Source organism: Pseudomonas putida, assembly GCF_028682475.1.
Taxonomy (GTDB): domain Bacteria; phylum Pseudomonadota; class Gammaproteobacteria; order Pseudomonadales; family Pseudomonadaceae; genus Aquipseudomonas; species Aquipseudomonas putida_AG.
This window is the reverse complement of the sequence record NZ_JANHLE010000051.1, coordinates 1-15,706: the sequence shown is the minus strand read 5'-3', so window position 1 is coordinate 15,706 and position 15,706 is coordinate 1. Positions and strand designations below refer to the sequence as shown.

The following is a 15,706-nucleotide window of genomic DNA, read 5'->3' as shown; positions in this document are numbered from 1 at the left end:
GCGGCCTATCAGTCACATCGCATCGCGGGGCAAGCCCGCTCCCACCCAGGCTGTCATCTTCGCGTCATTGATCGGGTGGCAAGATCATCGCAAACGCTTTTGAGCGTTGCCTGATGAACTTGCAAGGAACACTCGATGAAAAGCGATACCTCGCTGTTTGCGGCCATTGACCTGGGGTCCAATGCGTTTCGCATGATGATCGGCCAGCCGGTCAAACGGAACCGCCAGTGGGTTATCGAAGAAGTGAAATCCTTGCGCGAGCCGGTACGCCTGGCCGAAGGTCTGCACAATGGCGCCCTGGACGAACTGGCGCTGGACCGCGGCTGGCAAGCGCTCGCCCGCTTTGGTAAAAAACTGCGCGGCTTCGAGCCAGGACGCGTGCGCGCAGTAGCCACCAGCGCGGTGCGTGAAGCCGCCAACGCCAAACTTTTTCTCAGCGATGCCCAGCGCCACCTGGGCTTTCCCATCGACGTCATCTCCGGCCAGGAAGAAGCCCAGCTGGTGTATGCCGGTGTCAGCCATCGCATCCCTGCTGCCGATACCCGACGCCTGGTGGTGGACATCGGCGGCGGCTCCACCGAGTTGATTCTGGGCCACGGTCAGCAGGCGCTGCTGACCGAAAGCCTGAACATCGGCAGCGGCCTCTGGAGTACGCGCTTTTTCCCCGGCGGCGTGGTTCGCGCCCAGTCCTTGCTGGACGCTGAACGTACCGCCACGTTGCAATTCGAGAAAGTCGCCCGGCGTTATCGCCACCTGGGTTGGCAGCAGGCGATTGGCTCTTCCGGTACTGCGCGAATGCTTGCCAAAGTGCTCAGGGCCAATGCCCTGAACGACTGTGGCGAAGGCGGCATCACCTACCGTGGTCTGTTGCGCCTGTCGGTGCGGCTATTGGAGGCGGGCCATGTCAACAGCACCTGCCTGGGTGGCCTGCAGCCTCATCGCCAAAGCGCATTACCGGGTGGCCTGGCGATCATGCTGGCGGCGTTCAAGGCATTCGGGATTACCGAGATGATGCCGTCCGAGCCTGGGTTGAGGTTTGGGGTGTTGCATGGGTTGATGCTTAAAGGCTGAGGCTCAAGGCGCTAAGGTTAGAGTTGGTATTAGTTGCGGCGAGCTTCGCCGCCCTGCGCATTCGATCTACTTAGATGCTGCCTCCGAACGTCGTAGAGCCGCATCGCGCCGTGCGCAAGCGTATCGGCATTATTAATTGCCAAATGGGTACGCAAAGGCCCTGTTGCGTTGAAGTATTTAACCGCATGTTCGAGGCTGTTTACTGTGACACCGCTCCTCCTTTGAGCCCACGGCGCTACGGCAGCAATAAAAGCAGGCTCATTCTCGGGCCGAACATCATCGGCCACCATTGCCCCTATCTCCCAAACTCCTCCCTTCATAATTCGAAAGGAACGCTCCCTGACTCCCTCAGAGCACAAATACCAATAGTCTTTCGTTTGAGGTGCCGGGTCGCCGCTAAATTCCAAAATACGCCCATGATGGGATATTTCATGGATGATGGTACGCGTTCGGTACGCTGCGCTATTAGATGGATCGTTAGAAAAAAAGGAATCCCCAAATGCAATATGCCCATGCTGCGCAGAAAGATGTCTTGCATCACTTGCCTCCCCAAGAACCGCAGCATAAATACCAGGGCTCCCCGTAAACCTTAGAAATAGTTCCGCCCCCACCTCCGTTGTACCGTATTGCACAAGGTAGTTCTTTATTGAGAGCCACGCCTGACGGATGTTGTCATGCTGCGATGAATGATCAGGACCGAATACTTCTTGTAGCGGATGTAAATTTGCTGGCACCAGGTCTTTCAGGTACTCAAGCTCCAGTATCGCCGCATCCAATACGTTGTATGCATTTCCTAGTACGGTTTTAATCGAATATTGCTCATCTGCATCAAAATTAGCGAGCCCGAGACTAGCAACCGTAGAGCCCGACAGGGCTGCCCATTCGTCAATCTGGCCCCTCGTCAGACCATCAACATCCAAATAGGTAACAGGATTGCTCACCACCATCCGATACAGGTTCAACCCATCCACATTCCCCGCCGGATCCGGATTGATCCAGCGCTGCAACCACGGCGCGTAATAACGGAAGCCGTAGTAGTACAAGCCACTGGCATCGCGCTCCTTGCCCGAATATCGAATGGTCTTGTACTGTGCCTCCAGCGCCGAATGGGCCGCCCACCAGGCCGTGCCGCCGTAGGGGTAATAGCCCTCGTGGCTGAGGATGGCGGCCTCGGCATCCAGCTCCAGGGTGCTCGAGCCCAAGTGATCATCAAGGCTGTAGCGCAGTTGGTCATTGCCGATGCCATCAGGTTTGCCCTCGCTCCAGTGCAGGCAGCGCAGGCTACAGCGGCCTGCCTGCAACGTCAGCACCGCCAGGCGTTCGCCGCTGGCGCTGTCGCTGCGGATCTCCAGGCCGGGCAAATAGCGCACTTCGCTACATTGAGCCCGCACCCGGGCCTGGCGGGTGGTCACTTTGCGCAGGCGCTTGCCGCCAGCGTCGTAGACGTACTGTTCCTGATCATCCTGGGCTTGCGCGCGGGCCACCTGGCGGGTGCTGCGCAGTTGATTCAGGGCGTCCCAGCGCAGTGATTGCCCGGGTTGCAGGGTGTGCAGGTTACCGTTGGCGTCGAAGCCGTTGTCCGGCTCCGGCGAGGGACTGCCGTCCGGCCAGGGCAGTGCTCGATTGCTGCTGTCGCTCACCAGCATGCGCCGGGTGTAGGACTGCTGGCCGACATGGCGCAGCATCTGCAGATTGCCGCCGGCATCGTATTGATAGAATTGCCGGTAATTGAGCAACTGGCTGGTGTCGCCGGGGATCGGACTCAAGCCCGGCAAGCCCGGACCGATGCTGGCGCCCAGGGCCTCACGGCCACTGGCTTCGATCAGTTGGTAGAGCGAGTCGTAGCGGTACTCGCTGATGGGCTCCACCCTCTGGTTGGCGAAATAATGGATGGGCTGGCTCAGGTCTTCGATGCTGAGCACGTTGCCGACCGGGTCGTAGTCATAGACAAGGTCCTGCAGGCGCTGTCGCCCGTTGCGGGTGGCGCTCAAGCGCCGCAAGCGGCCGTCGGCCGGATCGTATTCCGCCTGGCTGATGACACCGTTGCCAGCGGTTTGCGCCTCGACCTGAGCGAATGCGTTGTAGCGTATGGCCGACAGCACGCGTTGTGGCTGGCCGCCAACGAGCGTGAGCTGCAGTTCGCGCAACGCACCGGCTACGTTGTGACGCAGGATACGGCGATTGCCCTGCGCGTCGGTTTGCTCCAGCACCTCGCCAGTGGGGCCAGGGCGCGACAGACTGGTGGCACCAGACTCGCGCTCGAGCAGCGCATCGCGGTCAATGAGGGTGTCGGGCCAGTCGGGCAGTTCCACGCTCGCCAGAAAGCGCCGCGTCTCACTGAGTACTTGGCCGCCCAAGTCATAGTCGTTCAGGCGCAGGCTACCCGCATTGTCATCGTGACGGATCATACGGCCACAGCGGTTATGCGCAGCCTCTTCAGCTGACATCCCGGCATAGCTGAAGCGCTCGGCCACGCGCGAAGCGTGGTCGGCGACCTGCTCACAGCGCTGCACCGGCCGAAGCAACGCGTCGTAGTCCGTTTGCCAATGGCTGTCACGACTGTCCCAGTTTTCCAGCACCTGCCCGGCCACGCCGCCCAGGCTCAGGCGCCAACCGGCGTCGACACTAAGGGTGAGCAACGGGGTGCCGGACAGGCTGAAGATTGTGCTCTGGTTGGGCTCGCCGCCTTGGGCAAACAGCCGCGGGTCCCGGCTGGCGATGGCGCGACCGGAGAGATCGTAGGTCGAGGCAGTGATGCGCGCCTGGGCAGGTTCTGCGGGCTCAGTAGTCTCAGCAGGTTCAGCCCGATGATAGGCCACCTGCCGCACCTTCAGGCCACGCCCTTCATGGACGGTGAGCGTGGGGGTGTGGTGGTACATCTGTGCACACATGGGGCCGATCCATCGCTAGCGGTCAGCCACTTATAAACGCGGGATACGGGCCAGGCTAGCTGGTAAAAATGATAGGTGTGACCACTGGCTTCTGGCATTGCGACCAACCTCAGCCACTGCGACATTTGTCCTATCCTTACAGCAACTTCCACACCGGACCTGAAAATGCCCGCCTCCGAATCCGCCCTCCTGCAAAGCTGGCACCAAAACGCCCGCGCCTGGATCGAAGCCATCCGCAGCGGCGCTATCGAAAGCCGCCTGAAGGTCACCGACCAGGCCATCCTCCTGGCGGTGCTGGGGCGTCAGCCCAAGCATGTGCTCGACCTCGGCTGCGGTGAAGGCTGGCTGTTGCGTGCCCTGACCGAACGGGGCATCAAAGTAGTCGGGGTGGACGGTGATGCAACCCTGGTCGAGGCGGCGCGGGCGGCAGGCAGTTCGGCGGTGCACCAGGCCAGTTACAACGCGCTGGCAGCGGCACAGGTAAACATCGGTAGCGATTACGACCTGATCTGCGCCAACTTCGCCCTGCTGCATCAGGACATCATCCCGTTGCTCGCAGCCATGAACGCCCTGCTCGTCCCTGGCGGTGCGCTACTGATCCAGACCCTTCATCCCTGGACTGCGGCAGCGGGCGACTATCAGGACGGTTGGCGTGTGGAGACCTTTGCCGACTTCCAGGGCCAATGGCAGCCCATGCCGTGGTACATGCGCACCTTGTCCAGTTGGCTCAATGCACTGGACATGGCCGGTTTTCGCCTGGTCGGCCTGCAGGAGCCGCAGCACCCGCAAAGCCTTGTGCCGCAGTCACTGTTGCTGATGGCCGAGCGACGCGACTGAAGGCAAACCGACACGAGCGTTGGCATCGGCGGCAAAAATTCAGTAAAGTCTCACCCGCGACATGACACGCTCACCTGAGGACGACCTCAGGCTCGAATACTGATCGGGGACGGCCCTGCACTTCCAAGGAAGCAGGCTGTGACCGATTTATCAGCACCCTCTATCTCTCCCCCTTCCCTTTTCGCCTGCGCAGCGTCCTCGACACTGCCGGTTAGCGCCGTACGCCTGTGGTTTGCCAGTTCCCGATCCATTCATACCGGGGCTGAACAATGACCAGCACCACAGCCACTATCTCGCACAACTGGGCGTTCGGCGTCTTTCTGCTCGGCGTTGTCACCCTTTGCCTGCTGATGCTGGGCATCTCCCGATTTCTCGGCGGCAAAGCATGGGGACGGAGCAAGAACCAACCCTTCGAGTCGGGCATGCTGCCCGTCGGTGATGCCCGCCTTCGGCTATCGGCCAAATTCTATCTGGTTGCGATTCTCTTCGTGATCTTTGAGGCCGAGGCACTGTTTTTGTTTGCCTACGCCGTGTCGGTCAGGGAAACAGGCTGGGCCGGGTTCATCGGGGCCTTTATCTTCGCCGCCATTCTGTTGCTCGGGCTGGTGTATGAAGGCTCGATGGGCGCCCTCAATGGCGGCGTTGCGAAAAAACGCCAGGTGAACGCCGTAGACGGAAAACATCCATCGTGTTCACGGGGAGACTGACAACATGAACACCGCACCAAGCCAAGACATCGTGTTGAACGACGCGATCAATAAACCTCCACTGATCCCCCTTTCAACCTGGATGAGGCTTGCCGGCGCCTGGCTGGTGGTAGGCCTGTTCATGCTGGTAGGCGCAGAGCTGCTTGGCAGCACCTTGAACTCATTCACTTCGAGCTGGGTGTTTCTGCTGCTGTTCTTTACCATCTTGATGGCGTCTTTTGGCGTGGTGCACGAGGCTGACCACCTGGCGCAGCAGCTGGGCGAACCCTACGGCACGCTGATTCTGACCTTGTCGATTGTGTCTATCGAAGTGATTCTTATCGCCTCGGTCCTGCTGGGCCCAGGCGACTTCCCGACCATTGGCAGGGACTCGATATTTGCCGTGATGATGATCATCATGAACTTGGTCATCGGTATCTGCCTGATCGCCGGCGCTGTGCGCAATGGCGAGCAGGCATTCAATATCCAGGGTGCCAACGCGTACATTTCGATGATCGTGCTGCTCACCGCGATCGCCTTGATACTCCCCAACTACACCTCGAGCACGGGCGAGTTCAGCATCACCCAGGCGGTTGGCATCTCCGCGCTGACCCTGGTGCTGTACGCAGCGTTCCTGTGGATGCAGATGCGCAGCCACCGACGCTTCTTCATGCAGCCGCCAGCCGGCCAGATGAGCATTGCCCAGCCTGAAGCGCACAGCGATGCACCCCCCAGCACCGAGCAGACGCCGCTTGACAGCAAAGAGATCCTGATACGTTCACTGGTGCTGCTCGGCCTGATACTGCCGATCGTCTTGCTGGCGCATTACCTGGCCGTGGTGACCGACTACGGCATCGAGGCCGTCGGCGCACCGACCGCAGTGGGCGGTGTGCTGATTGCAATCATTGTCTTCACCCCCGAGTCGATCACCGCAGTGAAGGCAGCGATCAACAACGAGATGCAACGCGCAATCAACCTGTGCCTGGGTGCATTCGTTTCGACCGTCGGCCTCACGGTGCCGGCCGTGCTGGTGATCGGCATGCTCACCAACAAGCAGGTGGTGATGGGGATTTCCAATACGGAAATCCTGCTCTTCGTCGTCACCGTGGTGCTGACCATGCTGAGCTTCAACAGCCAGAAAACCTCACCGATCCAGGGCCTCATGCATCTGGTGGTTTTCGCGGTGTTCGGGCTGGTGCTTTTCTACCCTTGAGCACCACGCCAATCCGCTTGAGGCCCCGGTGTTTCAGCGACTGAGCTGCTGCAACAGCACCTCCAGCGGATGGCGCAAGGTGCGATCGGCCTGACGCTTGACCTGGCTGCGGCAGGAATAGCCGGTCGCCAGCGCTTCGCCCTCCTTGTCCAGCTTGCCCGCCCAGGACTGCTCGAAGATGACCTTCGAGGTGTCCTGGTTGCGCGCTTCGTGGCCGTAGGTGCCGGACATGCCGCAGCAGCCGGTGGCCTCGGTGGACAGCTTCAGGCCCAGACGGGCGAACACCTGCTCCCACTGACGGGTACTGGCCGGGACGTTGGTCTTCTCGGTGCAGTGGGCCATCAGACGGTAGGTGGTGGTGGCCCGGGTCGGCTGCTCGGGCAGCACATCCATCAGCCACTCCTGGGGCAGCAGCACTTTCGGGCAGTCGCCCAGGCCCGGCACCTTCTGGTACTCCTGGCGGTAGACCAGGGTCATCGCCGGATCCAGGCCCACCAGCGGCACGCCGCAGTCCGCCAGAGCACTGAGCTGACGGGCGTTGCGAATCGCCGCCTTGTTGAAGGCACCTAGGAAACCCTGGACATGCAGCGGCTTGCCGTTGGCGCTGTAGGGCGCCAGGTAGATGCGGTGGCCAAGGCGATAGGCCAGATCAATGAACGCTGCCAGCACCGGGGTTTCGAAATAGCGGGTGAAAGCATCCTGAACCAGGACAATGCTGCGCTCGCGCTGGGCCGGGGTCAGTTCGCGCAGGGCCGGTATGCTGGCCATCCGCACGTTGCAGCGGGTCAGTGTGGCCTGCAGGTTGTAGCGGCTGAGCAACGGGCTGTCGAGCATGCCGACATGCCGCTCCAACAGGTTGCTGACCCACTTCGAACCCATCACCGCGTTGTACAACCCGGGCGCATGCGCCAGGTACGGAATGCTGAACTCCAGCGAACCAATCAGGTAGTCACGCAGCGGCCGCTGGTAGCGCCCGTGGTACAGCTCAAGAAAGCGCGAGCGGAATTCCGGCACGTTGACCTTGATCGGGCACTGGCCCGCGCAGGACTTGCACGCCAGGCAACCGGCCATGGCATCGTAGACCTCGTGGGAGAAATCCACTTCGCCCTTGCTGCGCGAGAGGTTGTTGCGCAGACGCGTCGGCAGGCCCTTGAGCCAGTTCAGCTTACCCTGGGCGGTGGCCAGCACATCGATGTTGGCGGCGCCCTGCAAACGCAACCACTCGCGGATCAGCGAAGCACGGCCCTTGGGCGAGTGCTGGCGCTCGCGGGTGGCTTTCCACGACGGGCACATGGCGTCGTTGGGATCGTAGTTGTAGCAGGCGCCGTTGCCATTGCAGTGCACTGCGCTGCCGAAGCTTTGCCATACGCGCTCGTCGATCTGCCGGTCGAAGTCGCCCCGCAGCGGCGCCTCGTTGACCTTGATCAGGCCCTGCGCACTGTCCGGCGGGGTGCAGATCTTGCCGGGGTTGAGCTGGTTGTACGGGTCGAAGGCGCCCTTGAGCGCCTGCAGTGACGGGTACAGTTCGCCGAAGTACTCCGGCACGTATTCCGAACGCAGGCCCTTGCCGTGTTCGCCCCAGAGCAGACCGCCATAGCGCAGGGTCAGTGCCGCCACGGCATCGGAAATCGGTTTGACCAGCGCCGCCTGGGCTGGGTCTTTCATGTCCAGCGCCGGGCGCACGTGGAGCACGCCGGCATCGACGTGGCCGAACATGCCGTAGGCAAGGCCGTAGCCGTCGAGCAAGGCACGGAACTCGGCGATGTAGTCGGCCAGTTGCTCCGGCGGCACAGCGGTGTCTTCGACGAACGGCTGCGGACGCACTTCGCCCTCGACGTTGCCGAGCAGGCCCACCGAGCGCTTGCGCATGGTGTAGACCCGCGTCACCGCCTCGGCGCCTTCGGCCAGGGTATGCCCCAGGCGCTCGACGCCAGTGTCGGCCTGCAGGTGGGCGACAAAGGCCTGCACCCGTGCATTCACTTCGACCGGATCATCACCGCAGAACTCCACCAGGTTGATGCCCAGGGTCGGACGCTCGGCATCCGCGGGGAAGTATTCGGCAACGCTGTGCCAGACGATGTCTTTCATCGCCAGCATCAGCACCTTGGAGTCGACCGTCTCGATCGACAGCGGCTTGTGCGCCATCAACGCATTGGCGTCGCGCAGGGCATCCATGAAGCTGCTGTAGCGGACGTTGACCAGCACCGCGTACTTGGGGATCGGCAGCACATTGAGCTTGGCCTCGACCACATAGCCGAGCGAGCCTTCGGCACCGCACAGCACGCTGTTGAGGTTGAAGCGGCCCTGCTCGTCGCGCAGGTGCGCCAGGTCGTAGCCGGTCAGGCAGCGGTTGAGCTTGGGGAAAATCTGCTCGATCAGCTCGGCCTGGGTTTCCTGGATCTGCCGGGCAGTGCGGTATACCTCGCCGGCACGGCCGGGTTCGGCACAGGCCTCTTCCAGTTCAGCGTCGCTCAACGGTCGGGTGTGCAGGCGTTGACCGCCGAGCAGCACGCTGTGCAGTTCCAGCACGTGGTCACGGGTTTTACCGTAGGTGCAGCTGCCCTGGCCGCTGGCGTCGGTGTTGATCATGCCGCCGACGGTAGCGCGGTTGGAGGTGGACAGCTCGGGGGCGAAGAATAGCCCGTGAGGCTTGAGCGCAGCGTTGAGCTGGTCCTTGACCACACCGGCCTGAACCCGTACCCAACGCTCCTCGACGTTGATTTCGAGGATGCTGTTCATGTGCCGCGACAGGTCGACAACAATACCGTCGGTCAGCGACTGGCCGTTGGTGCCGGTACCGCCACCGCGCGGGGTCAGCTTGACCGCTTTGAAGCGCGGCTCGGCCATCAGCGCGGCAATGCGCGCAACGTCCTCGGCGTCCTGGGGGAACACCGCCGCCTGCGGCAGGCGCTGGTAGATCGAGTTGTCAGTCGCCAGCACGGTTCGTGTGGCGTAGTCGGCACTCAGCTGGCCACGGAAACCGGCAGCGCGCAGGGCGTCGAGAAAATCAGGGTACAGCGTGGCCGGTGCAGTGCCGGTCAGTCGGGCGATCATCGGGGGATGGCCTCATTTATGTCAGGCTAATCGGGAATACTTGCTGAAACGGTATGGTCAGTACACCGCCAGGTAGTGGATGATGCCAATGATCCCGCAGCCTTGAGCCAGGCACAAACGGATATTCCCGCAGCCTTTGATGACTTTTACGAATGAATTACCGCAACCTCACCCCGTCGATGTCCTTGCTGCTGGCATTTGAAGCCGCGGCGCGCCATGAAAGCTACACCCGCGCTGCCGTGGAGCTGGCGCTGACCCAGAGCGCCGTCAGCCGTCAGGTCCAGGCCCTGGAGCAGCAACTGGGGGTGACGTTGTTCCGCCGCGAGGGCCGCACGGTCAAGCTCACCGATGTCGGGCGTCTGTATCAGCGTGAAATCAGTGAGGCCCTGGGCCGCGTGCGCAGCGCCACCTTGCATGCCATCGCCCACCAGGCCGGAGGCGGCAGCCTGCGCCTGGCCACTCTGCCGACCTTCGGCTCGAAATGGTTGCTGCCACGCCTGCATGAGTTTTATCGCAGCCATCCCGAGGTGCTGGTGCACATCAACTCACGGATCGAACCGGTGGACTTCGCCACCAGTGGCATCGACGCCGCCATCGTGGTTGCCACCAGCGAATTGCCTGGCCTGATCTGCCATCGTCTGCACGCCGAAGAACTGATGGTGATCCTGTCACCGACCCTGGCCGCCACCCGGCCGGTCTGGAGCGCGAAGGACATCAGCCAGCAGGTGCTGCTCAACGTCGCCAACAACGCCAATGCCTGGGGCGAATGGTTCACCCACCACGGCCTGACGCACCAGGCCATGCGCCTGGGACCGAGCTTCGAACTGACGTCGCATTTGATCCAGGCAGTGCGCGCCGACATTGGCATCGGCCTGGTGCCTCGCATCCTGATCAGCGACGAGCTGGCCAGTGGCGAGCTGAGTAGCCCCGCCCTGCCCTTTGCCAGTGCGCGGAGTTACTACCTGGTGTATCCGCCACGCAACCAGGCGCTGCCAGCGCTGGAGGCGTTCCGTAGCTGGCTGCTGGATAAAGCGGGAATGGAGCTTCGCGGTTGAGGACGAGCGCGACGCCGTAACGTCGCGCTCGCGATCACTCAGTGCGGGGCGCGGGGGATGGTTTTGAGCAGGTCTTCAGGGCTGATGTGGCCGACCACTTGCTGACTGCCCGGCTGCGGCAGGTCGAAGATGTGCCCCTTCATTTTGCCGATCACGTGCATCTCGCACGGTTTGCAGTCGAACTTCAGGGTCAGCACCTCGTCGCCATGAATCAGCTGCATCGGCGCGACTTTGGTACGCACGCCAGTGACGCCCTTGGCCTGTTTCGGGCAGAGGTTGAAGGAGAAGCGCAGGCAGTGCTTGGTGATCATCACCGGCACTTCGCCCTTCTCTTCATGGGCCTCATAGGCCGCATCGATCAGCTTGACCCCGTGACGGTGGTAGAAGTCGCGCGCCTTCTGGTTGTAGACGTTGGCCAGGAACGACAGGTGCGATTCCGGGTACACCGGTGGCGGCGTGGTTTCTGCCTTGCGCCCGCCCCGTGGATGCGCCTTGATACGCGCTTCTGTCAGCGCTTCGATCGCTTCACGGCGCAACGCCTTGAGCTGCGAGTTGGGGATGAAAAACGCCTGTGGCGCATCCAGCTTGATATCGGTGGCGTGATACTCGGTGGTGCCCAGCTGGCCTAGCAGGTCGTGGAGTTGCTCCAGGGCCTGTTCCGGCTTGTTGGCTGCACCGAACGGGCCGTCCAGGCTGACGCTGACGCTGACGCCCTCTTCACTGATGGCGGTCAGTTGCAGGCGTTCTTCACGCAGGCATGCTGTCCAGTCCAGGCCGATGCGACGCTCGGCAGAGGTTTTCTGCAGGGCTTGCTGCCAGTTGTGGTCGAGGTTGCGGCTCAGCGGATGGTTGGGCCGTAGCTGGTGCAGGCCCTTGGGCATTTCATTCGGCTCGACGCGGTAGCGGTAGCGTTTTTCGCCGTCTTCATCGAACTCGCCCTTGGGCTCGGCGATGTTGGCGCGGAAGCCGACGACTTCACGTTTGACCAGGACGTTGAGACCGTCGCCGTTGGACAGCGGCTCATGGGTGACCACTTGCAGGTCACGCTTGCCGACTTTCTCCACCACGCCCACAGCCAGACCGGTAAAGGTCGGCGAGTCGAAAGCGCCGATATCGATCTTGCGCTCGCTGACGAAGTAATCGGTGCTGCCACGGTGGAAGGTCTTGTCCGGATCGGGCACGAAGAAGTGCGCGGTGCGGCCACTGGAAGCGCGGGCCAGGTCCGGGCGGTCTTCGAGGACCTCGTCCAGGCGCTGGCGGTAGTAGGCCGTGATGTTCTTCACATAGCCCATGTCCTTGTAGCGGCCTTCGATCTTGAACGAACGCACACCGGCCTCGACCAGGGCGCGGATGTTGGCGCTCTGGTTGTTGTCCTTCATCGACAACAGGTGCTTTTCATAGGCGATCACACCGCCTTTTTCGTCCTTCAAGGTGTACGGCAGGCGGCACGCTTGGGAGCAGTCGCCGCGGTTGGCGCTGCGTCCGGTCTGGGCGTGGGAAATGTTGCACTGGCCGGAGAAGGCCACGCACAGCGCACCGTGAATGAAGAACTCGATCGCCGCATCGGTCTCGTCGGCAATCGCACGGATTTCCTTGAGGTTCAGCTCGCGGGCCAGGACCAGTTGCGAGAAACCGGCCTGGTCGAGGAACTTCGCCCGCGCCAGGGTGCGGATGTCGGTCTGGGTGCTGGCGTGCAGCTCGATTGGCGGAATATCCAGCTCCATCACCCCCAGATCCTGGACGATCAGCGCATCGACACCGGCATCGTACAGCTCGTGAATCAGCTTGCGCGCCGGCTCCAGCTCGTTGTCGTGGAGGATGGTGTTGATGGTGGTGAACACCCGCGCGTGATAACGATGGGCGAACTCCACCAACTGAGCGATATCGCTCACCTCGTTACAGGCGTTGTGGCGGGCGCCGAAGCTTGGGCCACCGAGGTACACGGCGTCGGCGCCATGCAGGATGGCCTCGCGGGCGATGGCCACATCGCGGGCGGGGCTGAGCAGTTCCAGGTGATGCTTGGGTAAGGACATGTTTTTTTAGTCAGGCTTGTCACGATCAAGGCGCGCATTGTAGCGCGAAACGCGGGGTGGGAGCGGGCTTGCCCCGCGATTGCGGGCTGTCAGTCACATTGTATCGCGGGGCAAGCCCGCTCCCACCGCACGTTCCGGCCCTGACCGGGTCAGCCCTTGGCGGCCATCGCCGTCACTTCCACACGCATGCCTTCTACCGCCAGCGCGGCTACGCCAACAGCGGCGCGCACCGGCCAGGGTTTGGCGAAGAAGCGCTGGTAGACCTCGTTGAAGGCAGCGCGGTCAGCCATGTCGGTGAGGTAGATGGTCAGGTGCAGCACCCGGTCCATCGAGCTGCCAGCGCGCTCCAGCGCAACCTTCAGCGCCTGCAGGGTGCACTCGCTCTGCAAGGTGATATCACCCAGCTCCAGGCTGCCATCGGCGCGGGTCGGGATCTGGGTGGAAACCAGCACACCGCCGAAACCGGCAACGTCGCTGGAGATGGATTCCGGGTCGGGGTCGGGAACGAAGGTGATGTCGTGATTGGCCATGGAAAATTTCCTGCTGGATGGGAAAACACTATGATGCCTGACCTGCTGCAACAGTAACCGGCTGTTTTAAAAACAATTTATTTGTTTTGGCTCTTCCCAGACGGGAAAAAAGTTGGTAAATTTCCGCGCATTCCTGCAACGGCAGCGAATGCTATCTCTTCAAACGAGTGCCAGACACTCGTCGCAACAGCTACAGGGGCGTCGCCAAGCGGTAAGGCAGCAGGTTTTGATCCTGCCATGCGTTGGTTCGAATCCAGCCGCCCCTGCCATTTTCTTCTTCCGATCCAAATCCATTTCACGACATCTCTGTCGCAATCACGCGCGCACCTCAAGCACAATGCACGGTCAATTCAAGACCGGGATTGACGCTGTGTAGCGCCAACCCCGCCCTCTCTATTTAATTGCCAGCTGCCAATGGTGGCGTGCGCGGCGGCACCAAGCGCTTCGACCCTGTCGACTCGAACGCCGACGCCAGGCGCAGCAACGACGAGTCGTCATAAGCCCGCCCGGCGAAGGTCAGCCCGACCGGCATGCCGATATCGGCCATCACGCCCATCGGTACAGTGACCGTCGGCACACCCAGGTGACGAATCGCCAGGTTGCCGTTGGCCACCCAGACGCCGTTGCTCCAGGCGATGTCGGCCGACGCCGGGTCGATATCCGAATTGGCCGGGGCCACATCGGCGACTGTCGGGAACAGCACGGCATCAAGCTTCAGGCCGTCCATCCAGTCTTCCAGATCGATGCGACGGGTTTTCTCCAGTCCGCGCAGGCCGTCGGGCACGGTGCTGATCTGATCCCAAGGGGTAATGCCACGCTCGGCCATGCGCACGTACTCGTCCATGCCTGCGGCAAGGTCGCCTTCGCGGTTTGGCAGCGTGCCCGGATCGTGCGGGAAGATCTTCGGACCATCGACATCGACCAGACGGTTCAGTTTCGGGTCGCCGTTGGCCTGGAGGAAATCATCGAAGGCCCAAGCGGTCAGGTCCCACAACTCATGGTGAAGGAACTCTTTGGACACCAGGCCACGGTTGAACACCGTCGGCGCGCCTGGACGGTCACCTTCACAATTGGAGACCAGCGGGAAATCCACCTCGACCACCTCGGCACCCGCTGCTTCGAGCGCCTTGCGCGCCTGCTCCCAGAGCGCAATCACGGTCGGGCGGGTGTTGATGCGCTGACCGGTCGGACCACCGATACCGGGCGCTTCACTGGTGCCTGCCTCAGGGTCGGCGTTGATATACATCTTCGGAATGCCCAGACGCTTGCCGGCCAGTGCCGTGGCGTTGACCGCCAGCTCCAGGTACGAAGCCGGACGCACCGAAGCGACGCTCGGAATCGCCACCCAGGGCTGCATCCGCCACAGGTCGCCGCGGGTGTCGGGGTCTTCGGCGACGACCACGTCGAGCACTTCGAGCAGGTCGGCCATGGTCCGGGCAAACGGCACCACCACGTCCATGGTCGGCGTCAGCGGCCAGTTGCCGCGCACCGAGATCACCCCACGCGAAGGGGTGTAGGCGCACAGGCCGTTGTTCGAAGCAGGCCCACGACCGCTCGACCAGGTTTCTTCGGCCAGGCCGAATGCCGAGAAGCTCGCGGCCGTGGCAGTACCTGCGCCATTGGAGGAACCCGAAGCGAACGGTGCAGTGAGGTAGTCGGCGTTGTACGGGCTCTCGGCCCGGCCATAGACCCCACGTTGCATACCGCCATTGGCCATCGGCGGCATGTTGGTCTTGCCCAGGCAGATGGCGCCGGCCGCACGCAGGCGCTCGATGGTGAACGCATCGCGGTAGGCTACCAGCTCGGCAAAGGCCGGGCTGCCGGAAGCGGCGGTGAGGCCTTTGACCAGGTAGCTGTCCTTGGCGGTGTACGGGATGCCATCCAGCGGCCCCAGAGCTTTGCCCTTGGCCCGGCGGGCATCAGAGGCCTCGGCCTCCTTGAGCGCTTCGGGGTTTCGCACTACGACTGCATTGAGCGCAGTAGCCGTATCAGCACCGTCATAGGCATCGATGCGGGCCAGGTAGGCCTGAACCAGCTCGACCGCGGTGGTCTGGCCGGACTCGAGCGCCGCGCGTAGCTGGGCGATGGAAACTTCAGTGACTTCGATCATGCGCTTAGCACCAATAGCTGAAGGTTGACGCAGTGGATACCGGGCACAGGCACATCACATTTCTCAAAACAGGTTTTCATATCAGGTCTCATTGCACGCCATTACGCGATACCGCGCACTGAGCACCATGAAACCCTGAGGCTGCGTTTAAAGCAACAGAGCGGGCGCTAATGCCACTTGTGGGAGCGGGCTTGCCCCGCGAGACGATACGGCTGATCACGCGCGA

The 15,706-nt window shown here is 62.1% G+C and carries 10 protein-coding genes and 1 tRNA gene; 6 read left to right on the top strand and 5 right to left on the bottom strand.

All coding sequences use genetic code 11. The features are described 5' to 3' along the window. Positions 1–135: 135 nt before the first annotated feature. Positions 136–1,071 carry a Ppx/GppA family phosphatase gene (locus NPS47_RS24575; protein ID WP_274297337.1) on the top strand — a complete coding sequence of 312 codons (936 nt, stop codon included), beginning with the start codon at positions 136–138 and terminating at the stop codon, positions 1,069–1,071. A 29-nt stretch (positions 1,072–1,100) separates the two neighbouring features. Here NPS47_RS24575 and NPS47_RS24570 read toward each other — a convergent pair whose 3' ends face one another. Continuing rightward, positions 1,101–3,950 carry an RHS repeat-associated core domain-containing protein gene (locus NPS47_RS24570; protein WP_274297336.1) on the bottom strand — a complete coding sequence of 950 codons (2,850 nt, stop codon included), beginning with the start codon at positions 3,948–3,950 and terminating at the stop codon, positions 1,101–1,103. Between the two features lie 177 nt (positions 3,951–4,127). On the opposite strand from NPS47_RS24570, the gene NPS47_RS24565 reads away from it, so the two are divergent. The 3 genes from NPS47_RS24565 to NPS47_RS24555 all read left to right on the top strand — a co-directional run bounded on the left by NPS47_RS24565 (position 4,128) and on the right by NPS47_RS24555 (position 6,698). Continuing rightward, positions 4,128–4,799, top strand: coding sequence for a class I SAM-dependent methyltransferase (locus NPS47_RS24565; RefSeq protein ID WP_274297335.1), 672 nt, complete (start codon positions 4,128–4,130; stop codon positions 4,797–4,799). Positions 4,800–5,068: 269 nt separating this feature from the next. Continuing rightward, positions 5,069–5,506 carry an NADH-quinone oxidoreductase subunit A gene (locus NPS47_RS24560; protein ID WP_274297334.1) on the top strand — a complete coding sequence of 146 codons (438 nt, stop codon included), beginning with the start codon at positions 5,069–5,071 and terminating at the stop codon, positions 5,504–5,506. A gap of 4 nt (positions 5,507–5,510) precedes the next feature. Next, a complete protein-coding gene (locus NPS47_RS24555; protein WP_274297333.1) occupies positions 5,511–6,698 on the top strand; it encodes a calcium:proton antiporter in 1,188 nt (395 codons plus the stop codon). 33 nt (positions 6,699–6,731) lie between these two features. Here the strand turns inward: NPS47_RS24555 and ydiJ are convergent, their stop codons facing one another. Then, on the bottom strand, positions 6,732–9,752 hold the full coding sequence (gene ydiJ / locus NPS47_RS24550; RefSeq protein WP_274297332.1) for a D-2-hydroxyglutarate dehydrogenase YdiJ: 3,021 nt from the start codon (positions 9,750–9,752) through the stop codon (positions 6,732–6,734). Between the two features lie 152 nt (positions 9,753–9,904). Here ydiJ and NPS47_RS24545 point away from each other — a divergent pair, with 152 nt between their 5' ends. Then, positions 9,905–10,807, top strand: a complete 903-nt coding sequence (locus NPS47_RS24545) for a LysR substrate-binding domain-containing protein (protein ID WP_274297331.1) — start codon at positions 9,905–9,907, stop codon at positions 10,805–10,807. A 38-nt stretch (positions 10,808–10,845) separates the two neighbouring features. On the opposite strand, the gene NPS47_RS24540 is transcribed toward NPS47_RS24545, so the two are convergent. Further along, the gene (locus NPS47_RS24540; RefSeq protein WP_274297330.1) at positions 10,846–12,840 is read right to left on the bottom strand and encodes a peptidase U32 family protein; all 1,995 of its coding nucleotides are present in this window, start codon (positions 12,838–12,840) and stop codon (positions 10,846–10,848) included. 149 nt (positions 12,841–12,989) lie between these two features. Further along, positions 12,990–13,370 carry a RidA family protein gene (locus NPS47_RS24535; protein WP_274297329.1) on the bottom strand — a complete coding sequence of 127 codons (381 nt, stop codon included), beginning with the start codon at positions 13,368–13,370 and terminating at the stop codon, positions 12,990–12,992. Positions 13,371–13,564: 194 nt separating this feature from the next. Between NPS47_RS24535 and NPS47_RS24530 the strand changes: the two genes are divergently transcribed. Beyond that, positions 13,565–13,639 (top strand) — tRNA-Gln (locus NPS47_RS24530). 128 nt (positions 13,640–13,767) lie between these two features. On the opposite strand, the gene NPS47_RS24525 is transcribed toward NPS47_RS24530, so the two are convergent. Further along, the gene (locus NPS47_RS24525) at positions 13,768–15,480 is read right to left on the bottom strand and encodes an amidase (RefSeq protein WP_274297328.1); all 1,713 of its coding nucleotides are present in this window, start codon (positions 15,478–15,480) and stop codon (positions 13,768–13,770) included. Positions 15,481–15,706 lie beyond the last annotated feature (226 nt).